A 20,033-nucleotide genomic window follows, 5' to 3' on the forward strand; every position below is an offset into this window, starting at 1 on the left:
GTTTGAAGTCCCTTGGGAAATATGGTGCCGCACCGCAGGACAGGCTTTCCATGCTTGCGCTATCGCTTTATATGTCTGCGCGCGCAAGGCTGGCGGAGAAGCTGTCTTGGCGCTGGACCGCACAGGAGAGGCAGGACTGATGACAGCCACACGCACCGAAACCGACACATTTGGCCCTATCGACGTTGCAAGCGACCGTTATTGGGGCGCTCAGGCACAGCGTTCACTCGGCAACTTCAAGATCGGCTGGGAAAAGCAGCCCGCCTCCGTCGTTCGTGCGCTCGGCATCGTAAAACAGGCTGCGGCCCGCACCAACATGGCGCTGGGCGGACTGGACGCACAGCTGGGCGAGACCATCATCAAGGCCGCGCAGGAAGTCATCGATGGCAAGCTCAACGATCACTTCCCGCTCGTCGTCTGGCAGACCGGTTCCGGCACGCAGTCGAACATGAATGCCAACGAAGTGATCTCCAACCGGGCGATTGAAATGCTCGGCGGCGAGATGGGCTCCAAGAAGCCGGTCCACCCCAACGACCACGTCAATATGAGCCAGTCGTCCAACGACACCTACCCCACGGCCATGCACATTGCCTGCGCTGAGCAGATCGTTCACCACCTGCTGCCAAGCCTCAAGCACCTGCATGCGGCACTCGACACCAAGGCCAAGGGCTTCGCCCACATCATCAAGATCGGCCGCACCCATACACAGGATGCGACACCGCTGACATTGGGGCAGGAATTTTCCGGTTACGCAGCCCAGGTTGCTTCCGCCATCAAGCGCATCGAACTGACATTGTCCGGCCTGTATGAGCTGGCGCAGGGCGGCACTGCGGTCGGCACGGGGCTCAACGCGCCGGTCGGCTTTGCCGAACAGGTTGCAGACGAGATCGCCAAGATCACCGGCCTGCCCTTCATCACCGCCCCCAACAAGTTCGAAGCGCTCGCAGCCCATGACGCCATGGTCTTCTCGCATGGTGCGATCAATGCAGCGGCAGCAGCGCTGTTCAAGATCGCCAACGACATCCGTTTCCTCGGCTCCGGCCCACGCGCCGGCCTCGGTGAACTCGCTTTGCCAGAAAACGAACCCGGCTCATCCATCATGCCGGGCAAAGTCAATCCGACACAGTCGGAAGCCTTGACGCAGGTTTGCGCGCATATCTTCGGTAATCAGGCAGCAATCACCTTTGCGGGCTCGCAGGGCCACTTCGAACTCAACGTCTACAACCCGATGATGGCGTATAACTTCCTGCAATCCGTTCAGTTGCTGGGCGATGCCGCCGTGTCCTTTACCGACAATTGCGTGGTCGGTATCGAAGCCCGTGAAGACAACATCAAAAAGGGTGTCGAGAACTCGCTGATGTTGGTGACGGCGCTGAACAGCAAGCTCGGCTACGACGCCTGCGCAAAAATCGCCAAGACCGCTCACAAGAACGGCACGACACTTCGAGAAGAAGCCGTCGGCGGTGGATATCTATCCAACGAAGAATTCGACCAGTATGTTCGCCCCGAGAACATGATCGGGCCCAAGTAACGTCGAAATCTGGAAACGGCTCTTACCGGCCGTTTCCAACCATCTTAGAATACTGGGCGCGTTTAAAAATATTCAAGAATTTTACATAGCTATAAGAAATTACCTCTATAAATTTGCCCGTAAAATGGTATGGGAAATGGCCCCTTCTGCTTTAGGCGATTCTAATTATAAAAATAAGCGTCCGCGAATGGATTGAGGTATTTGATAATACGTCTTTCTCACAAACAATATTGATTTTCGTCACCCAAGCTTTCCAAGACGAATTCTGAAAGACGAGTGAGAAAGATACTAACTTACTTCCGGGAGTGACTTGATGAGTACGACATCAACGCCGAAGGCACCTGATATCGCAGCGCAGATTCTCTTTGCCATGCGTAATATGGGTGTCGTACCCATTCCAAGGAACTATAACCTCTTCTATGAGGCCTATATCGGATCAAACCCTGCTTTGACCCGAGACCTCGCTGCATTGGGCACACTTGCGACGCAGGAAGAACTGGACGAACTCGGCGCGCGTTATTTCGACCATACCCATAGTCAGCTGCTCGAATCTGCGCGCGAAAAACTTCATTCCGAACTGAATGCGCTTCTGGTGGTCTTGCAACATGAGCAGACATGCCTTGAGAACTACAATCGCATTCTGGATGAAACCCGGGCCGGTATCGCGGATAAAAATCAATCCAGCACACATCTTCTGCGCACTGCCATTTCCATGCTGGTGGATGCCACCGGCAATAAGATGACGGAAAATGAAACCACGTTCAAAAACGTGGATCGTCATGCCGCCGAAATGCAGCAGGTCCGCCTTGAGCTTGACGAATACAAGCGCATTGCCAACACGGATTCACTGACGAGGCTCTCCAATCGGCGGGCGTTCGATGACAAGCTGGCTTCGATGTACGACACCAGCATCGGCCTTCACCTGTCTGCGCTGGTGCTGCTGGATGTGGACAACTTCAAGCGCATCAACGATACATTCGGCCATCCGGTGGGCGACAAAATCCTGGCGAGCGTCGCCTCGATCATCAAAGCCAATGTCCGCAAGGATGGCTTTATCGCGAGAAGCGGTGGCGAGGAATTCGCGATCATCCTCGATGGCAACAATCAGGAAGAAATCCATGCGGTCTGCGAGCGTATCCGCACATCGCTGGAAAAGACGCCGTTCCGCAACTCCAAATCCGGTGTCGATTACGGGCAGGTAACAATCTCCATCGGTTACGCGCTCGCCTCGCAGGCGCAAAACCCTGGTGAGCTATATGCTCGCGCCGATACCGCCATGTATCACGCCAAGGAAACCGGCCGTAACCGCACCATTTTCTTCGAAGACGGCATGCAGAAGAATTATGCCAGCAAGAGTTGGCTTATCTACAAGCAGTGAGTCGAGCTCTCGGCTCTACCGCCGCTCACCACATGGTCTTGGCTGCCCGTTCCGGCCATTCCCGGTCATAGGTCTCCTTGTCGAAATCCGCCTTGGCCGCCTTCATCAGCGCACCTGGGGTCGGCAAGGATGCCGTGTCGACGAAGTTTTCGGGGTTCCAGAGTTCAGACCGGATCAACGCACGGGCGCACTGAAAATAGACCTCATCGATCGTGATGATGGTGACGGTGCGCGGGTGCTTTCCATCCATCTCGAAACTATCGAGCAGCGCAGGGTCGATGGACACGACGGCCTTTCCGTTGATCCGCATCGTTGTGGTAGAACCGGGAACGAGAAACATGAGGGCCACCCGTGGATCGCGCACGATGTTCAGCAGCGAGTCGATGCGGTTGTTGCCGCGCCAATCCGGCAGCAATACGGTCTTCTCATCCTCAACCCTGACAACTCCGCCTTTGTCACCACGCGGTGAGCAGTCCATACCTTCAGGGCCAACGGTCGCCAGCGCCACAAATGGCGATGCTTCGATCATCTGCCTGTATTCAGCCGTCAGCGCGGGCGTGACTTTGATGTGGGAAGGCTCAGCGATGGTGCCGTAAATCTTCTTCAGGTCTTCCACAGAGTGAATAATGGTCATGATGAACCCCTTCCTATGACCTTGCTTGAATAGAACTGTCACGACAATGATGTGACAGCGCGCTAGCTATCCTCTCGCGCCTCTTCCCGCGCTTCGCGTTCGGCACGCTCACGCGCCGTGCGCGCTGCGACGATATCGGCAGGTTGTGCATTGCCGCGAATGAGAGAGCGTCCGGCATACACGCCACCCACCACCTCAAGCGCAAAACGCTCCTTGTCGACATCACGGAATTCCTCGATCAGGCGCTCGGCCAGATCAGTCTCCTCACCGATCGCGGTCAGCACTTTTTCGCTGAAATTAAGCGCAGATTCGTAAGTCTCACGGATCTGATAATCCACGCCCGCCTTCAACAGATCGAGCGCATGGCCACGATCATAAGCCCGCGCCAGAACCGGCACCAACGGGAACTCGTGTTTTACGATCTCGGCAATGCGAATGGCCGCTTCCTTGTCGTCCACGCAGATCAGCACCGCACGCGCAGAACCCGCACCTGCCGCATGCAGAATTTCGGCACGGGAGCCATCACCGTAATAGACCTTGAAGCCGAAACCGGAGGCGTCGCGCACGAAGTCCGCATCCTTGTCGACCAGCGAAAGCGTGTAACCACGCGCCAGAAGCGGCTGGCTGACGATCTGGCCGAAGCGACCAAAGCCGATCATCAAAATGCTACCGTCGACATCTTCGGGCAGATCGAGATCACCGGTTTCGGGCGCTTTCTTCGGCATGATGCGATCATGGGCGATCACCATCAGCGGCGTCAGGATCATGGAAATAATGATGGTCGCCGTCAGCACGGCATTGGCTTCGGCATCAAGGATACCGGCGGCGACGGCTGCGGAATAGAGCACGAAGGCAAATTCACCGCCCTGCGCCATCAATACGGCCCGCTCGATGCTTTCGCGCTGGCAGGTGCCTACCACACGCGCCACGCCATAGATCAGCAGTGCCTTGATGAGCATGTAGGCAACGACGCTCATCAGCACGAGCTGCCAGTTGGCGGCAATCACCGTCAGGTCGATGGCCATGCCGACGCCTAAGAAGAACAGGCCAAGCAGAATGCCTCGGAAGGGTTCGATATCCGCTTCCAGCTGATGCCGGAAGGACGATTCGGACAGCAGAACACCAGCCAGAAAGGTGCCCATGGCCATGGAAAGTCCGCTGACCTGCATCAGCAGTGCCGATCCGAGAACAACCAGCAGAGCCGCAGCCGTCATGACTTCGCGCGCACCGGACGCGGCAAGCAGGCGGAAGAACGGATTGAGCAGATATCGGCCAGCAAGGATCAGTGCGACGATGGCGGCAAGCGCAATCCCAATGGAGGTGAACCGCTCTGTCAGTGTCACGGTTTCGCCACCCGCACCGAGAAACGTCACAAGCACCAGAAGCGGAACAATGGCCAGATCTTCGAACAGAAGGATTGCAATGATCCGCTGGCCCTTCAGCGTCGACATGCTGTTGCGCTCCTGCAGCATCTGCATGACGATGGCGGTGGATGTCAGCACGAAGCCGGTGCCCGCGACGAAAGACGGGATCAGCGAAAATCCGAGCGCAAGGCCGATCAGCGTCAACCCTGCCATGCAGGTCAGTACCTGCAGGGCACCGAGCCCAAAAATATCCTTGCGCATGGACCACAGCCGCGAAGGCTGCATTTCAAGGCCGATGATGAAGAGGAACATCACCACGCCGAGTTCGGCAATGTGGATGATGGCTTGCGGATCGGAGAATGCACCAAAACCGAAGGGGCCGATGACTAAGCCGGCGGCGAGATATCCCAGCACCGAGCCCAGCCCGATACGTTTGAAGATCGGGGCCGCGATGACGCCTGCCGCCAACAGGACGACAACTTGCGCCAGATCATTTGCATTTCCCTCGACCGCCAAGTGTCACCCCCGTAACGTCATGAAATATTGTCTTCTGCTACCGGATTTTACGGTCCCGGCTCAAGCCTTTTTCAGCCAGTTCCTGCTCATAGTCACGGAACAGAGTGTCACCCTTTTCCCCCAGCTCGAACAGATATCGCCATGTGAAAATTCCACTGTCGTGTCCATCATCGAAGGCGATGCGCACGGCGTAGTTTCCCGTCGCGACAACGGAGCGGATCGTGACGTCCCGTTTGCCCGGAACGGTTATCTTCTGGCCCGGCCCATGACCCTGAACCTCGGCGGAGGGAGACAGCACGCGCAACGTCTCCGCCGGTAGATCGAACGACTGCTCATTGTCGAAGGTGACGACAAGATGTTTGCGATCTTTGGAAACCCGCAATTCGGTCGGCCAGGGTTCATTCATCTCTTCATTTCCAAACCGTGATATATCCCGCACACTTACGACCTTGTCTGCACTGCGGCAAGGCATTACATGGTAAGATAAGACAGCAGACACAGCGCAGATTGATTGGAGATTTCAGGTTGAACAGCTTTCTCGGAGCGCTCCAGCCAGCGACATCCTTGAACGAAAGCACGAGCCCGATGGTTGATCCCTTCGGACGCGCCGTCACCTATCTGCGCGTTTCCGTCACAGACCGTTGCGATTTCCGCTGCACCTACTGCATGTCCGAGCACATGACATTCCTGCCTAAGAAAGACCTCCTGACGCTGGAAGAACTCAATCGGCTCTGTTCCGCCTTCATCGCAAAAGGCGTGCGCAAAATCCGACTGACGGGCGGTGAGCCGCTGGTGCGCAAGAACATCATGCATCTGGTGCGAGACCTGGGTCGCCATATCGATGCTGGCTCGCTGGACGAACTGACGTTGACCACCAACGGATCGCAGCTGGCGTCCTATGCGGCCGAGCTATATGATTGCGGCGTGCGCCGCATCAATGTGTCTCTCGATACGCTCGACCCGGATAAATTCAAGCAGATCACCCGCTGGGGCGATTTCTCCAAGGTCATGAACAGCATCGATGCAGCACTGGCCGCTGGTCTCAAGATCAAGCTGAATGCCGTGGCGCTCAAGGATTTCAACGAGCACGAAATCCCCCACCTCATGCGTTTCGCGCATGAACGCGGCATGGACCTCACCGTCATCGAAACCATGCCGATGGGCGAAATCGAGGAGGATCGCACGGATCGCTATCTGCCGCTTTCGCAGGTCCGCGCATCGCTGGAACAACAATTCACGCTAAGCGACATCGGCTACCAGACCGGCGGCCCTGCGCGTTATGTCTCGGTAAAGGAAACCGGCGGCAGGCTCGGTTTCATCACGCCGATGACCCATAATTTCTGCGAAAGCTGCAACCGTGTTCGCCTCACCTGCACAGGAACGCTCTACATGTGTCTGGGCCAGGATGACGCTGCGGATCTGCGCACGGCGCTGCGCGCATCCGACGACAATGCCCTGCTTTCGAAGGCCATAGATGACGCGATCCTGCGCAAACCCAAGGGCCACGACTTCATCATCGACCGCACCCACAAACGCCCCGCCGTCGCCCGCCACATGAGCGTTACCGGCGGCTGATGTTTCGCAGCGTGTGATGATCGAATAATTCGATTGAATTCAAATCCCCACCATGTCACCACCTTGTATTAGAGGAGTGGGCGGAGTCGTCATACGTGCATCGCACGGGTAGCGGCGTCGTTGAGGATCTGGGATTGGAATGATGGCATTGACGGACAATACACGCGGTGCGTTGCTTATGGCGCTCGCGATGGCCTCGTTTACGGTCAACGACGCCTTCACCAAATCCGTCACGCCCTACATCAACACCGGCCAGATCTTGTTCGTACGCGGCCTCATGACCTGTGCTCTGGTCTATGTCATCGCTCGCCATATGGGCGCGCTCAGACCCATCAAGACATTGCTGCGGCCCATCATCGTGCTGCGCTGCCTTTGCGAAGTCACGGCGTCCATTCTCTACCTCAACGCACTGGCACTGATGGGCTTTGCCAATGTCTCGGCAATCATGCAGTCTTTGCCACTGGCGGTCACACTGGGCGCTGCGCTGTTCCTCAACGAGAAAGTCGGTTGGCGGCGGTGGACGGCTATCCTAGTGGGTTTCCTGGGTGTTTTGATCATTATCCGGCCCGGTCCTGATGGGTTCACCACCGCAGCGCTTCTGGTTGTCGGTTCCGTATTCGTCACCGCCGGGCGTGATCTGCTGACACGGCGCATGTACACGGATATCCCGTCGCTGACGGTGACCATGACCACCTCCTTCGTCAACACTCTGATTGGCGCGGCACTCATCATACCGTTCGGCGGCTGGAAACCGATGGATGGCTACGTCTGGTCACACCTGTTCGCAGCGGCCGTTCTGGTCGTCATCGGTTATCAGGCCGTGATCCTCTCCATGCGCAGCGGCGATATCGCCTTCGTCGCACCTTTCCGCTACACCAGCATGATCTGGGCATTTTCCATCGGCTATTTCGTGTTCGGCGAGAGCCTGAATTCATGGATACTGCTCGGTACGGCGATTATCATCGCGTCCGGCCTCTACACATTCTACCGTGAGAGCAGACGTCACCAGCCGCCGATTGCAAAGACCTCGACGAGAATACAATGAGCGCCGCCCTTTTCCTGAACAGATCGACGCCACCGCATGTCGCCACCCTCGTTCTTGTCGCGGGTGTCGCAGCACTGTGCATGAACATTTTCCTGCCGTCGCTTGCCGCCATGGCGGTGTATTTCGAGACGGATTACGCGGTCATGCAGTTTGCGGTGTCCGGCTATCTGGCAACGACCGCGCTGTTGCAGCTCGTCATCGGCCCGCTTTCCGATCTTTTCGGTCGTCGGCCGGTATTGCTGGCTGGCTTTGCCTTGATGGTCGTCGCAACCCTGATCTGCGCATTGGCGCCCAACATAACCGTCTTCATGTTCGGGCGAATGTTGCAGGCGGTCGTCGCATCCGGTTTCGTGCTGGCACGCGCCATCGTCAGGGATATGGTTCCTGCAAACCAGGCCGCATCGATGATCGGTTACGTCACCATGGGCATGTCCGTTGTTCCCATGGTCGGCCCCACGATCGGTGGCTTTCTCAATGATTTCGCCGGCTGGCAGGCCAGCTTTGTACTCGTGGCCTTTTGCGGCGCTGCCATGCTGATCCTCATCTTCTTCGATCTCGGGGAAACCAACCGCCAGAAATCCGCAAGTTTTTCGGCCCAGTTCCAAGCATGGCCGCAATTGCTGAGATCGACACGCTTCTGGGGCTACGCGCTGACCTCTACATTCTCATCCGGCCTTTTCTTCTCCTTTCTGGGCGGCGCTCCCTTTGTGGGAAGCGTGCTCTACGGACTGACACCGGCAACGCTCGGCATGCAATTTTTCTTCATGGCCAGCGGCTATATGTTCGGCAATTTCCTGTCGGGTCGTTACGCGCAACGCGTCGGCATTTCCAGAATGATGCTGGCCGGTAACGGCATTGCGGCACTGGGCATCATCGGTGCCATCGCCCTGCCCTATCTCGGACTGAGCAGCCATTACGAATTCTTCCTACCACTGGCGCTCATCGGCATTGGAAACGGCGTGACATTGCCCAGCGCCAATGCGGGTATGGTCAACGTCCAGCCTCATCTGGCCGGTTCGGCATCCGGCCTCGGCGGTGCGCTGACGATTGGCGGCGGGGCCGGTCTGGCGGTGCTTGCCTCCTCGCTCCTGTCGAAGGAAGCGGGTACAACGCCGCTGCTGCTGGTCATGTTGCTGAACGCAATCCTCGCGCTTGCCGCAAGCATGTATACCGGCAGGCAGGAACGTCGCCATAACCAACAGCAAAGCGGGACGTGATGACGGTGTCTGACATTCCCGGCCTTATCCTCGCCGGTGGCCTTTCCCGACGTATGGGAACGAACAAGGCGCTGAGCCCACTCGGTGGCAAACCGCTGATGTCTCACGTCATAGACCGTGTTACGCCGCAGGTGACGACGCTGGCCTTGAACGCCTCCGAGAGCTGGGCGGACACCTTTGGCCTGCCGCTCGTGCCTGACACCAAGGCTGGTCATGCCGGTCCGCTTGCGGGCATTCTCGCTGGCATGCGCCACTTCGAACGCCATGCGCCGCAAGCGACACATTTTCTGACGGTCCCGGCAGACAGCCCCTTCTTCCCTGCCGATCTGGCAGCGCGCTTCATCGACCATATCACCGGCGAAAACGGCATCGTCATCGCCGCATCGACTGGCCAGGTGCATCCCGTCTTCGGGCTATGGCCGATTGCAATTGCAGATGACCTGGAGGCCTGGCTTGGCGATGACCGAAACCGCCGTATCCGCAGCTTTCTGGCGCGTCACCCGACGATCGGCGTTTCGTTTCCGCCCATCGAAAGCCTGACGACCTCTATCGATCCCTTCTTCAACATCAATACGCCGGACGAGCTTGCGACCGCGGAAACATTCTTCAAGAGCATGAGTGCATGACCCAGAAAGTATTCGGTATTTCCGGCTGGAAAAACTCCGGCAAGACAGGGCTTGCCGTTCGCATCGTCACGGAGCTGACGGCGCGCGGCTACCGCGTCTCGACCATCAAACACGCGCACCACGATTTCGATATCGACAAGGTGGGTGCCGATAGCTGGCGTCACAGAAACGCAGGCGCGCACGAAGTCACCATCGTGTCAGGCACACGCTTCGCCATCATGCACGAGCTGCGCGGCGCCCCTGAACCTTCGTTCGAAGATATCCTCGCCCGCATTGCACCTTGCGATCTGGTGTTGATCGAGGGCTACAAATACGAGCCCGTACCCAAGATCGAAGCGCGCAGGCTGGATGCGGCAAAGACCGAACCGCTTGCACCCAGCGATCCGCATATCATCGCCATCGCCGCTGATCATGCCGTTACCGGCACCACGCTGCCGGTGTTCGATCTGGACGATACGACCAGTATCGCCGATTTCATCGAAAAGACCGTGGGCCTGGTGAGACCTGCACAATAAAAAAGCCGGGCGTTAACCCGGCTTTTTCTTACCCCTTGAAACGCACTACCCTATTCAAGGAAAGAGGATGGGTTCACCGGTGTCGCGTCCTTGCGGACTTCGAAGTGAACCTGTGGACGCTTGGCGCTGCCCGTCATGCCTGACGTGGCAACCGTCTGGCCGCGCTGAACCTTCTGGCCACGCTGAACATCGAGGCTTGCGGCGTTGCCGTAAACCGTGACCCGGCCGTCATCGTGACGGATGAGGACGGTGTTGCCGAGCTGCTTCAGACCGTTGCCGGAGTAGATGACCACGCCGTTTTCAGCAGCCTTGATAGGTGTTCCCTCTGGCACGGAGATGTTGATGCCGTCATTGCGGCTGCCATCGACGTTCTCACCGAAACCGGAGATCACAGCACCGCGAACAGGCCAGCGATATTTGCCGATGCCCGTGGATTCTGGTGCGATGGAAGCCATATCCGACTTCTTCTCGACGTCGCTGACGCTTGCTTCGGCAGCCGGTGCCTTTGGCACTTCAGCCTTGGCAACGACTGGCGTCTCAACAGGCTTGGATGCAGCCGGTGCCTGATGCTGAACGGAGGCCGTCTTGATACCGTCGGTACCAGCACCTGGAATTTTCAACGTCTGGCCAATGCGCACGCTTCCGTCGGTAATGCCGTTAGCGGACTTCAGGTCAGCAACGGAAACGCCGTTTGCACGGGCAATCTTCGCAAGGCTGTCGCCAGCCTGAACCTTGTAGCCACCCGTTGGCGGAAGCGGCTTGCCACCGGGAGGTGTCAGCTTGCCGGCCTCTGCCGAAGCCTTGTCACGGGCAGCGTTCTGCGATGGCAGAACGGCAACGTTGTTTTCCTGACCGCGTGTCGGTGTCGGGCCGTTGTTGTTCTTGCTCAGGTCGATATTGTCGGATGCAGCGCGGGCGGCGTTGCGGGACTGACCGAACTTCGGAATGACGATCGAACGGCCGGGTGCTGCAGCTGAGGCGCTGGAAAGGCCATTGGCCTCAAGCAGAGCCTTCTCGGGAACGCCGTAACGCTTGGACAGCGTTGCAATCGTCTCGCCGGACTTCAGCGTGACCGACGACGCACCATCGGTGTGCCAGCCGGCAGCAGGCTGCTTGATGGAGCCGGTCGAAAGTGTATCGGCGCGGTTTGGGTTGGCCGGACGGGCAGAAGCCATAGACGGCGCAGAATTGCCTGTCGCGGATGGGAATGGCTGCTGCATCGCTTCACGGCGTGTTGCAGGTTCGCGGTTCGACGATGGCGACGGAGCAGAAAGTTCTGCACGCTGCACCGGTGCCGAAGACGACGCTGCACGGGCCGAAGAAGGCTGCACGGAACCGTAACCGCCGCCGTTATTTTGCGGGTAAGGCTGGTTCATCGCGGAGTTCTGGTTCGCATAGCCACCCTGCGGCGCCGCGTTACCATAACCACCACTGCTCACATCACCTTGCGGGACAGGAGACTGCCCGTAAGCGCCGCCTGCATTGCGTGCTGGAATGGATGCCGTTGTCATTTGGTCAGGCCCACTGGAAAAGAGCCCGCCAAATCGCGTCGCGTCGGAGCTACACCCCGTTGCGACGCTTGCCAGCAATGCCGCTGCGAACATCTTTGCGATTGATTTTCCGATTTTAGGCGAATTACTCATACGCATGACTCGATCTACACTGACGCCAACCACCGCATCGGGATCGATCCGGCTGAAACTACACTCTGCAAGGCCCCTCTCCCGTGACGGGAAAACCGTGCGTTGATGCAGATGATTAAAGCGCGTTAGTGTTACCACGCCGTTAAAACGTTAAGGCGTTCGCGTCTTTTTTGACACTTCGATAACCATGACAAGGGCGAAAAAGCCCGCATTTCCGCGCATTTTTGCGGAAAAATCTTTTTCATTCAATATGTTGATAAAAATCAGAATTCGTTTCGCTAAACCGAACGAAATGTCATTTTGCTACAAATAGCGGGCAATGTGGGTTTCGATGGGCAGGTAGGGCGTTTCGAAAAGCTCTTCCTGCTCAAACCGGCTGCCGGTCTTGGAAAACCGTGTCATCACGCAACGCCCGTCTTCCATCATGATTGGGGCAATCATCATTCCGCCGGATACGATCTGCTCGGTAAAAAAGCGGGGCATGGCCGTAAATGCGGCCGTGGAAACGATTCGGTCAAAGGTACCCTCGCCCACCAAACCGTTGGAGCCATCAGCCTGCCGGATCACCACATTGCGGATGCCCAGATCGTCCATCCGGTTTTGCGCCAGCTCCACCAGCGTCTTATAACGGTCGATAGAGACGACCCGCTCACAGCGGCGGCCCAGGATGGCCGTCATGAAACCACTGCCGGTGCCGATTTCCAGAATGCGCTGGCCGGGCTTGACCTGAAGCCGGGCGACCGTCTTGACCACCATATCGGCGCTTTCCATAAAAGCACCGCAGTCAATCGGAATGGTGCGGCTGGAATAGGCTTCCGCGGCAAATTGCGCTGGCACGAATTGCGAGCGTGGGCACTGCTCCACCGCCGTCAGAAGGTCGATGTCGGAGATGCCTTCGGCTCTCAACCGCAGGACCAAGGCTGCGAACCCTTCTTTCTCCACCATCGCGGATTTCACTCGCCCGCTCCCAGTCCAAGCGCTTTCTCGACGCGAGCCTTGGCCGTATAGTCGGTCAGATCAAGCTTCAGCGGCGTCACCGAGATACGGCCATCCTTGACGGCGTGGATATCGGTCCCCTCAAGGAAGTCGCCCAGTCGCTCGCCAAAGCGCAGCCAGTAGTAAGGCAGACCGCGACCGTCCTGCCGCTGCTCGACATTCATGCCGAAATCAAGCTTGCCCTGGCCCGTGACGCTCACACCCTTCACATCGGCAGGCGCACAGTTGGGGAAGTTCAGATTGAGGAATGTTTCCTTCGGCAGATCGACATCGATCAGTTTGCGAATGAGATCTGGCGCATAGGTTTCGGCCACTTCCCACGGCACCACGCGTTCCGCATGGCCGGTATGGACATAGGCCTGGCTGAGCGCAAACGAGCGGACACCCTGCAACGTGCCTTCGATGGCACCGGCAATCGTGCCGGAATAGGTCACGTCATCGGCCATGTTGGCACCGGAGTTGACGCCTGACAGCACGAGGTCCGGCTTACCCGGCAGCACTTCACGAACGCCCATGATGACGCAATCGGTCGGCGTGCCGCGCAACGCGAAATGCTTGTCGGAAATCTTGCGCAGGCGAAGCGGCTCGGACAACGTCAGCGAATGCGCAAGACCGCTCTGGTCCGTTTCCGGTGCCACGATCCAGACATCGTCGGAGATCGTGCGGGCAATACGCTCCAGCACCGCCAGCCCCTCAGCGTGAATACCATCGTCGTTGGTCAGCAATATCCGCATGGTGCTCTCCCGCTTTAGTTCTTTAGATAACATCTCCCACTTCCGTCACCCCGGACTTGATCCGGGGTCCAGCCGTCGCGCGTCTGCGCGGCGAGAAGAGTCTTTTGCCTTGCAGACGCAAGGCACTGGATCCCGCATCAAGTGCCGGATGACGGAACGTTAATTGTTCAAGCCGCCTTCTCAATACGCGTCAGCCCACCCATGTAAGGCAGCAGCACATCCGGAATCGTCACCGAACCGTCTTCGTTCAGGTAATTCTCAAGAACCGCGATCAGGCAGCGACCGACAGCCGTGCCGGAACCATTGAGCGTGTGCACGAACTTCGTGGCCTTCTCGCCCTTAGCCCGATAGCGCGCGTCCATTCGTCGTCCCTGGAAATCGCCACAGACGGAGCAGGACGAGATTTCGCGGTAGGTATTCTGACCCGGAAGCCACACTTCCAAATCGTAGGTCTTGCGTGCGCCAAAGCCCATATCGCCGGTGCACAGCGTCATGGTGCGGAAATGCAAGCCGAGACGCTTCAGCACTTCCTCGGCGCAAGCCGTCATGCGCTCATGCTCTTCGACAGCGCTTTCCGCATCCGTGATCGACACAAGCTCGCATTTCCAGAACTGATGCTGGCGCAACATGCCGCGTGTATCACGACCGGCCGAACCGGCCTCCGAGCGGAAGGATGGCGTCAGCGCGGTGAAGCGCAGCGGCAGCTTTTCCTGCTCCAGAATTTCACCGGAAACGAGATTGGTCAGCGTGACCTCGGCGGTCGGGATAAGCCAGTAGCCGTCAGTCGTCCTGAACAGGTCTTCGGCGAACTTCGGCAGTTGGCCCGTGCCATACATCGCCTCATCGCGCACCATCAGCGGCGAAGACACTTCGGTATAACCATGTTCCGAGGTGTGCAGGTCGATCATGAACTGACCGAGCGCACGCTCCAGCCTGGCTATCTGGCTCGTCAGCACCGTAAAGCGCGAACCGGAGAGCTTGGCCGCACGGTCGAAATCCATGTAGCCCAGCGCTTCACCGATTTCGTAATGTTCCTTGGCAGCATGGTTCCAGCCTGGCTTTTGACCGACCACACGCGCGACGATGTTGTCGTGCTCGTCCTTGCCGACAGGCACGTCATCGAATGGTATGTTGGGAATGCGCGACAGGGCATCCGTCAGTTCAGCCGAAACCTGACGATCCTCTTCCTCGAGGCGCGGCATGCTGTCCTTGATGTCGGCGACTTCGGCCTTCAGCTTTTCGGCAAGCTCGGTGTTCTTCTGCGCCATAGCAGCACCGATTTCCTTGGAGGCCGCGTTACGGCGCGATTGCATCTCCTGCAATGTCTGGATAACGGAGCGGCGTTTCTCATCCAGCGCAATCAGCGTGGCGGACTGTGGCTCGGCATTACGCCGTGCAAGGCCAGCATCGAAGGCTTCGGGGTTTTCGCGTATCCATTTAATGTCGTGCATCGTGGTTCCAGACCGTAATTTGCATCATGTTTTGAAAAACAAAACGCCGGGACAGAGAGCCCGGCGTCTGAAGAATATCCTGACGGAAACCGTCAGTCGTCACTGGAATTTCCAAGCTCACGGCCTGCATTTTCCTCAGCGCGCTTCTTCTCCACGAGTCGAGCCAAATGTATGGAAATCTCGTAGAGAAGGATTGCGGGCAACGCAAGACCGATCTGGGACATCGGGTCCGGCGGCGTCAGCACAGCGGCGACGATAAAAGCAGCGACGATGGCGAATTTGCGCTTTTCCTTCAGCCATTGGCTCGTCAACAAGCCCACACGCGCCAGAAGCGTGGTGACCACGGGCAACTGAAACACCAAGCCGAAGGACAACACCAGCGTCATGATGAGGCTGAGATATTCCGACACCTTCGGCATCAGCGAAATCGCCACCTCGCCGTCTTCAGGCAATTGCTGCATGGCAAGGAAGAACCACATGACCATGGGCGTAAAGAAGAAGTAGACCAGCGCACCGCCCAGAAGAAACAGAAGCGGCGAAGCAATCAGAAACGGTAGGAAAGCAGCACGTTCATTCTTGTAAAGTCCCGGTGCCACGAACTTGTAGAGCTGCGAGGCGATGACGGGAAACGAGATCACCAAGGCACCGAACATGGCGACCTTGATCTGCGTGAAGAAGAATTCCTGCGGCGCGGTATAGATCAGCGACGACTTCGCAACATCCAGACCGGCCCAGATCACCGCCCATTTGTAGGGAATGACCAGCAGGTTGAAGAGATGCTTGGCCACGGCAAAGCAGCCCAGAAAAGCCACGAAGAACGCGCCGATCGACCAGATCAGGCGGGTGCGCAACTCCATGAGGTGTACGATAAGCGGCTGCGGCTTATCATCGGAATCGGCGCTCATGCTTCACCCTTTTTGGCCTTGGCCAATTTTGTTGTCTTGGCAGGCGCTGCTGTCACCGTCTTTTCCGTGGTGGTCTTGCTCACCATAGCTTTGGCCTTTTCAACCACCGGCTTGCCAGCCGCGACCGTAGCCTTCGCAGCCTTGACCGTTGCCGACTTCGCAGCAACCTCGGTCAGGACGGACGGCTCGCTGGAAGGCGGTGCTGCCGGTTTGGCGCTGGCAGACGCAGTTTCCTTGGCGGAAACCGTTTTCGGTGCGCGCTTCGGCTTTGCCGCAACTGTCTCAGCCTCGATTTCCTGAACGGATTTTGCTGCCGCCGGTTTGCGAGTTCGCTTTGGCTTTTCCACCGCCGCCGTAGCAACGGTCGAGGACGCAGCGGCAACGACAGGCGCATCTGCCACGATGGGTGGCCCGTCCGGCAGCTTCATCTCGGGCTCGCTCAAACTGACCGCCGGAGCACCCACGGGCGCGCTGGTGGCGGGTGAGCTTGTCGACGTCGCGCCTTGAAGATCGGAGCGTATTTCATTGCCCAGCTCCCGCAGAGGGTTCATCGCATTGCGCAAGGAATTCGTCGGGTTGAGATTGCGAACGTCGGAGATCGTCTGGCGCACATCGTCCATGTCAGCCTCTTTCAAGGCCTCATCGAACTGCGAACGAAAATCACCCGCCATCTTGCGCAGACCGGCCATTGTCTTGCCGAAAGCGCGGATCATAGGCGGCAAGTCCTTGGGACCGACGACCACGATCAGCACGATCGCAATCACCAGCAACTCGCTCCAGCCGATATCAAACATAACAATGCTCCTGACACGCGCGATAGTGCGGCCCGCTTAGGCCGCGCTGCAAGATCAATTACTTGATCTCGTCAGCCTTGTGGTCGACCGTCTTGGAATGCACGGTAGTGGGCTCTGGCGCGGTATCGTGATCTGCCGGGCGCGGCGTGCCGTCTTCGTCAGCCATGCCTTTTTTGAAGCTCTTGATGCCCTTTGCAACATCGCCCATCAGTTCCGGAATCTTGCCGCGACCGAAAAGGACCAGCACGATGACCAGAACGATCAGCCAATGCCACACACTAAAAGAACCCATAACGCAAACTCCCTGAATTTTGCTTTGAACCGATGTAAGACGTTTGTTCAGCTTTTTCAAACACCAAAATGGCTATTCAACAAACGAAGAGAACTATAAATCCACCAGAGTGCAGAATGCTGGCAACTCTTCGTGATCGTCTTGGCAAGGAAGTGCAATCACCGTTCGGGCTCGTCTCCACTTGGAGCCAGCAGCCCGAGTTCTTCCAGATCGAGTTGCGTGATCGGATCTTCGTCTTCAGTCAGATCGTCGCTCATCAACGGAATAGGAATACCGAAATTGGACGGGATGCGGCCAGACAGCAGACCTGCCCCCTTCAACTCGTCCAGCCCCGGCAGATCGCGCAGTTCCTCCAGCCCGAAATGGTCGAGAAAATCGACGGTCGTTCCCATCGTTACCGGTCGACCCGGTGTGCGACGGCGCCCGCGAAACCGCACCCAACCGGCCTCCATCAGCACATCCAGCGTCCCGCGCGATGTCTGTACGCCGCGGATTTCCTCGATTTCCGCCCTAGTTACCGGCTGGTGATAAGCGATGATGGCTAGAACCTCCAGCGCCGCGCGCGATAGCTTCTTGGGCTCTTTCTCATCGGTGCGAATAACGAAGGAAAGATCGCCTGCGGTTCTGAACGCCCAGTTTCCGCCAACCTGTATGAGATTGACGCCACGATCATCGTAGGACGTTTTGAGGTTTGCCATCAGCGCCGGCACGTCGATACCCTTGGGCAGACGCTCGGCCAAAAAGGCTTCAGAGACTGGCTGTGCGGAAGCAAAGACGAGTGCCTCGGCAATCCGCTGCGCCTCTTTCATCTGCCGCTGGGTCACCTCGGCTTCGAAACCTACCCCATCTGCCACAACTGTATCGTCATCCGCTTCGGGTTCACTCGACATCATTAGTCCTTTCAGCGGAATGGAAATCCCGACCCAAGCCCTTGCGCATGAAAAGCGGTTGGAACGCGCCATCCTGACGGATTTCCAGCGATCCCTCACGCACCAGCTCCAGCGAGGCGGCAAAGGCACTGGCCATCGCGGTGGCACGCATGGCGGGGTCTGCCACATATTGCAGGAGATAGCGATCCAGCGCCGTCCACTCGCCGATCTCGCCCAGCATCGACGTCAGCAACTCACGCGCATCCACGAGCGACCAGACCTGACGCTTCTCGATGGTCACCTGCGTAATCGCCTGCCTTTGGCGAAGCGAGGCATAGGCGCTGAGCAGGTCGTAAAGGCTTGCCTCGAACGACGAGCGGCTTTTGTGCGGAATATGCTCCGGCGCGCCGCGTGCGAAGATATCGCGGCCCAGATGATGCCGGTTCACCAGCCGTTCGGCGGCATCGCGCATGGCCTCGAGCCGCTTCAGCCGGAAGGCCAGCGTCGCCGCCATTTCCTCGCCGCTTGGGCCGTCATCCTTGCTCTGCTGCGGAATGAGCAGCTTGGATTTCAAAAACGCCAGCCATGCCGCCATAACGAGATAATCGGCCGCCAGCTCGATGCGCACCCGTCGCGCCTGATCCACGAAAACAAGATACTGCTCGGCCAAAGCCAGCACGGAAATGCGCGAGAGATCGACCTTTTGGGTGCGGGCAAGATGCAAAAGAAGATCGAGCGGGCCTTCAAAGCCCGCCACGTCGATCATCAATGCCGCTTCGCCAGTGGCGCGTTCTGGTTTGATGTCTTCCCAGAGCTTTTCCATCGGCGCGCTGCCGCGCGATTTGTCTGCCGCCATTATTCGTCCACCGGGCAACCCATCATCAGGACGCCCGGCCCGGACGCCTATCAGGCAACCGTCAGCATGGCGTTGAACTCGTCTCTCAGCGCCGTTTCATCACCATCATCAGCCACCGGAAAACCGGCTTCGACAGCAACAGCACGTTCAAGAGCGCGACCGGAAAGAACGGGAACCTCTTTCACGACCTGTAGCATTTCACTCATCACACCATTGCAATGCAAGACTATATCGCAGCCACCCGCAACAATATTGGCCGCACGCTCCCCAAGCGTCCCCTTCAGCGCATTCATGGAGCTATCATCGGAGATCAACAGACCGTCGAACCCGATCACGCCACGGATGATCTCATCGATGACCTTGGGCGACGTCGTGGCCGGGCATTCTGCATCGATGGCGGTAAACACCAGATGCGCGCTCATCGCCATCAGTTCCTTGTTGAGTGCGCGGAATGGCACGAAGTCATGCGCCTCCAGCTCAGCCAGCGGCACATCCACGACCGGCAACTCATGGTGCGAATCGACAAGGCCGCGCCCGTGGCCTGGAATGTGCTTCATCACAGGCAACATGCCACCCGCCTTCAACCCGTCCGCCGCCGCCTGCCCCATGGCGGAGACAAGTGCCGGATCAAACCCGTAAGCCCTGTTGCCAATGACGTTGCTGGCACCTTCCACCGGCACATCCAGCACCGGCAGGCAGTCCACATTGATGCCCAGCTTCATCAGGTCGAACGCATGCAGGCGCGACATCAGCCACGCCGCCCGCAGGCCTTGCGCCTTGTCACGCAGATAAATTTCACCCAGCGCCTGCGCATTCGGGTAGGATTGCAACAATGGCGGACGAATGCGCTGAACACGCCCACCTTCCTGATCGATCAGCACCGGCGCGTCCGGCCTGCCGACGGAATCACGCATCGAAGCGACAAGGTCCGTGATCTGCTCTGCGTCACCGATGTTGCGCCCGAACAGAATGAAACCCCATGGACGCTCTGCCTTGTATAGGGCAATTTCATCGTCCGTCAGGGTAAGGCCGCTGCAGCCAAGAATCATAGCTTTGGATTCAGTCATGGAATTGTCCTGCATGGGATGTGGT

Annotated in this window: 21 protein-coding genes; 8 read left to right on the top strand and 13 right to left on the bottom strand. The window is 58.0% G+C overall.

What is annotated here, in order from left to right; all coding sequences use genetic code 11:
- Positions 1-2: 2 nt before the first annotated feature.
- The 3 genes from DSM25558_RS28745 to DSM25558_RS01435 all read left to right on the top strand — a co-directional run bounded on the left by DSM25558_RS28745 (position 3) and on the right by DSM25558_RS01435 (position 2,909).
- A complete protein-coding gene (locus DSM25558_RS28745) occupies positions 3-140 on the top strand; it encodes a hypothetical protein (protein ID WP_159442471.1) in 138 nt (45 codons plus the stop codon).
- On the top strand, positions 140-1,531 hold the full coding sequence (gene fumC, locus DSM25558_RS01430) for a class II fumarate hydratase (protein WP_077101470.1): 1,392 nt from the start codon (positions 140-142) through the stop codon (positions 1,529-1,531). The genes DSM25558_RS28745 and fumC overlap by 1 nt, the downstream gene beginning before the upstream one ends.
- A gap of 313 nt (positions 1,532-1,844) precedes the next feature.
- The gene (locus DSM25558_RS01435; RefSeq protein ID WP_077101061.1) at positions 1,845-2,909 is read left to right on the top strand and encodes a GGDEF domain-containing protein; all 1,065 of its coding nucleotides are present in this window, start codon (positions 1,845-1,847) and stop codon (positions 2,907-2,909) included.
- A gap of 25 nt (positions 2,910-2,934) precedes the next feature.
- On the opposite strand, the gene DSM25558_RS01440 is transcribed toward DSM25558_RS01435, so the two are convergent.
- The 3 genes from DSM25558_RS01440 to DSM25558_RS01450 form a co-directional block, all read right to left on the bottom strand.
- Positions 2,935-3,543: a pyridoxamine 5'-phosphate oxidase family protein gene (locus DSM25558_RS01440; protein WP_077101063.1), complete on the bottom strand. Its 609-nt coding sequence runs from the start codon at positions 3,541-3,543 to the stop codon at positions 2,935-2,937.
- A gap of 62 nt (positions 3,544-3,605) precedes the next feature.
- Positions 3,606-5,423 (bottom strand): monovalent cation:proton antiporter-2 (CPA2) family protein, encoded by a 1,818-nt coding sequence (locus tag DSM25558_RS01445; protein ID WP_077101065.1) that lies wholly within the window; start codon positions 5,421-5,423, stop codon positions 3,606-3,608.
- Positions 5,424-5,460: 37 nt separating this feature from the next.
- Entirely contained in the window at positions 5,461-5,829 is a 369-nt protein-coding gene (locus tag DSM25558_RS01450; RefSeq protein WP_077101073.1) for a gamma-butyrobetaine hydroxylase family protein, read from the bottom strand.
- Positions 5,830-5,948: 119 nt separating this feature from the next.
- Here DSM25558_RS01450 and moaA point away from each other — a divergent pair, with 119 nt between their 5' ends.
- From moaA to mobB, 5 genes are all read left to right on the top strand, one after another.
- Positions 5,949-6,998, top strand: a complete 1,050-nt coding sequence (gene moaA, locus DSM25558_RS01455; protein ID WP_077101074.1) for a GTP 3',8-cyclase MoaA — start codon at positions 5,949-5,951, stop codon at positions 6,996-6,998.
- 142 nt (positions 6,999-7,140) lie between these two features.
- Positions 7,141-8,043 carry a DMT family transporter gene (locus DSM25558_RS01460; protein WP_077101472.1) on the top strand — a complete coding sequence of 301 codons (903 nt, stop codon included), beginning with the start codon at positions 7,141-7,143 and terminating at the stop codon, positions 8,041-8,043.
- On the top strand, positions 8,040-9,260 hold the full coding sequence (locus tag DSM25558_RS01465) for a multidrug effflux MFS transporter (protein ID WP_077101075.1): 1,221 nt from the start codon (positions 8,040-8,042) through the stop codon (positions 9,258-9,260). The genes DSM25558_RS01460 and DSM25558_RS01465 overlap by 4 nt, the downstream gene beginning before the upstream one ends.
- The gene (gene mobA, locus DSM25558_RS01470) at positions 9,260-9,886 is read left to right on the top strand and encodes a molybdenum cofactor guanylyltransferase MobA (RefSeq protein ID WP_077101076.1); all 627 of its coding nucleotides are present in this window, start codon (positions 9,260-9,262) and stop codon (positions 9,884-9,886) included. Before DSM25558_RS01465 ends, mobA begins: the two co-directional genes overlap by 1 nt.
- The gene (mobB, locus tag DSM25558_RS01475) at positions 9,883-10,401 is read left to right on the top strand and encodes a molybdopterin-guanine dinucleotide biosynthesis protein B (RefSeq protein ID WP_077101077.1); all 519 of its coding nucleotides are present in this window, start codon (positions 9,883-9,885) and stop codon (positions 10,399-10,401) included. Before mobA ends, mobB begins: the two co-directional genes overlap by 4 nt.
- A 50-nt stretch (positions 10,402-10,451) precedes the next feature.
- Here the strand turns inward: mobB and DSM25558_RS01480 are convergent, their stop codons facing one another.
- The 10 genes from DSM25558_RS01480 to nagZ all read right to left on the bottom strand — a co-directional run bounded on the left by DSM25558_RS01480 (position 10,452) and on the right by nagZ (position 20,008).
- Positions 10,452-12,005, bottom strand: a complete 1,554-nt coding sequence (locus DSM25558_RS01480; RefSeq protein WP_077101078.1) for a peptidoglycan DD-metalloendopeptidase family protein — start codon at positions 12,003-12,005, stop codon at positions 10,452-10,454.
- A gap of 342 nt (positions 12,006-12,347) precedes the next feature.
- Positions 12,348-13,001, bottom strand: a complete 654-nt coding sequence (locus tag DSM25558_RS01485) for a protein-L-isoaspartate(D-aspartate) O-methyltransferase (RefSeq protein WP_077101080.1) — start codon at positions 12,999-13,001, stop codon at positions 12,348-12,350.
- Entirely contained in the window at positions 12,998-13,774 is a 777-nt protein-coding gene (gene surE / locus DSM25558_RS01490) for a 5'/3'-nucleotidase SurE (RefSeq protein WP_077101081.1), read from the bottom strand. The genes DSM25558_RS01485 and surE overlap by 4 nt, the downstream gene beginning before the upstream one ends.
- 167 nt (positions 13,775-13,941) lie before the next feature.
- Complete coding sequence (serS, locus tag DSM25558_RS01495) at positions 13,942-15,225, bottom strand: serine--tRNA ligase (RefSeq protein WP_077101083.1); 1,284 nt, start codon at positions 15,223-15,225, stop codon at positions 13,942-13,944.
- Between the two features lie 92 nt (positions 15,226-15,317).
- Positions 15,318-16,130, bottom strand: a complete 813-nt coding sequence (tatC, locus tag DSM25558_RS01500; RefSeq protein WP_077101085.1) for a twin-arginine translocase subunit TatC — start codon at positions 16,128-16,130, stop codon at positions 15,318-15,320.
- Positions 16,127-16,924 (bottom strand): Sec-independent protein translocase protein TatB, encoded by a 798-nt coding sequence (gene tatB / locus DSM25558_RS01505; RefSeq protein ID WP_077101086.1) that lies wholly within the window; start codon positions 16,922-16,924, stop codon positions 16,127-16,129. Before tatB ends, tatC begins: the two co-directional genes overlap by 4 nt.
- A 58-nt stretch (positions 16,925-16,982) precedes the next feature.
- A complete protein-coding gene (locus DSM25558_RS01510) occupies positions 16,983-17,216 on the bottom strand; it encodes a twin-arginine translocase TatA/TatE family subunit (protein WP_077101088.1) in 234 nt (77 codons plus the stop codon).
- Positions 17,217-17,374: 158 nt separating this feature from the next.
- Positions 17,375-18,109, bottom strand: a complete 735-nt coding sequence (gene scpB / locus DSM25558_RS01515) for an SMC-Scp complex subunit ScpB (RefSeq protein ID WP_083716263.1) — start codon at positions 18,107-18,109, stop codon at positions 17,375-17,377.
- A complete protein-coding gene (locus tag DSM25558_RS01520; protein WP_077101090.1) occupies positions 18,096-18,941 on the bottom strand; it encodes a segregation and condensation protein A in 846 nt (281 codons plus the stop codon). Before DSM25558_RS01520 ends, scpB begins: the two co-directional genes overlap by 14 nt.
- Positions 18,942-18,991: 50 nt before the next feature.
- Complete coding sequence (nagZ, locus tag DSM25558_RS01525; RefSeq protein WP_077101476.1) at positions 18,992-20,008, bottom strand: beta-N-acetylhexosaminidase; 1,017 nt, start codon at positions 20,006-20,008, stop codon at positions 18,992-18,994.
- Between the last annotated feature and the right edge of the window lie 25 nt (positions 20,009-20,033).

Source organism: Agrobacterium sp. DSM 25558 (genome assembly GCF_900100825.1).
Taxonomy (GTDB): Bacteria; Pseudomonadota; Alphaproteobacteria; order Rhizobiales; family Rhizobiaceae; genus Agrobacterium.

What these genes read in the sequence shown, in the direction of transcription:
- fumC (WP_077101470.1), top strand. Translation starts at nt 140, where the DNA reads ATGACAGCCACACGCACCGAAACCGACACATTTGGCCCTATCGACGTT.
- DSM25558_RS01435 (WP_077101061.1), top strand. Translation starts at nt 1,845, where the DNA reads ATGAGTACGACATCAACGCCGAAGGCACCTGATATCGCAGCGCAGATT.
- DSM25558_RS01440 (WP_077101063.1), bottom strand. Translation starts at nt 3,543, where the DNA reads ATGACCATTATTCACTCTGTGGAAGACCTGAAGAAGATTTACGGCACC.
- DSM25558_RS01450 (WP_077101073.1), bottom strand. Translation starts at nt 5,829, where the DNA reads ATGAATGAACCCTGGCCGACCGAATTGCGGGTTTCCAAAGATCGCAAA.
- DSM25558_RS01460 (WP_077101472.1), top strand. Translation starts at nt 7,141, where the DNA reads ATGGCATTGACGGACAATACACGCGGTGCGTTGCTTATGGCGCTCGCG.
- DSM25558_RS01465 (WP_077101075.1), top strand. Translation starts at nt 8,040, where the DNA reads ATGAGCGCCGCCCTTTTCCTGAACAGATCGACGCCACCGCATGTCGCC.
- mobA (WP_077101076.1), top strand. Translation starts at nt 9,260, where the DNA reads ATGACGGTGTCTGACATTCCCGGCCTTATCCTCGCCGGTGGCCTTTCC.
- mobB (WP_077101077.1), top strand. Translation starts at nt 9,883, where the DNA reads ATGACCCAGAAAGTATTCGGTATTTCCGGCTGGAAAAACTCCGGCAAG.
- DSM25558_RS01480 (WP_077101078.1), bottom strand. Translation starts at nt 12,005, where the DNA reads ATGTTCGCAGCGGCATTGCTGGCAAGCGTCGCAACGGGGTGTAGCTCC.
- surE (WP_077101081.1), bottom strand. Translation starts at nt 13,774, where the DNA reads ATGCGGATATTGCTGACCAACGACGATGGTATTCACGCTGAGGGGCTG.
- serS (WP_077101083.1), bottom strand. Translation starts at nt 15,225, where the DNA reads ATGCACGACATTAAATGGATACGCGAAAACCCCGAAGCCTTCGATGCT.
- tatC (WP_077101085.1), bottom strand. Translation starts at nt 16,130, where the DNA reads ATGAGCGCCGATTCCGATGATAAGCCGCAGCCGCTTATCGTACACCTC.
- tatB (WP_077101086.1), bottom strand. Translation starts at nt 16,924, where the DNA reads ATGTTTGATATCGGCTGGAGCGAGTTGCTGGTGATTGCGATCGTGCTG.
- DSM25558_RS01510 (WP_077101088.1), bottom strand. Translation starts at nt 17,216, where the DNA reads ATGGGTTCTTTTAGTGTGTGGCATTGGCTGATCGTTCTGGTCATCGTG.
- scpB (WP_083716263.1), bottom strand. Translation starts at nt 18,109, where the DNA reads ATGATGTCGAGTGAACCCGAAGCGGATGACGATACAGTTGTGGCAGAT.
- DSM25558_RS01520 (WP_077101090.1), bottom strand. Translation starts at nt 18,941, where the DNA reads ATGGCGGCAGACAAATCGCGCGGCAGCGCGCCGATGGAAAAGCTCTGG.
- nagZ (WP_077101476.1), bottom strand. Translation starts at nt 20,008, where the DNA reads ATGACTGAATCCAAAGCTATGATTCTTGGCTGCAGCGGCCTTACCCTG.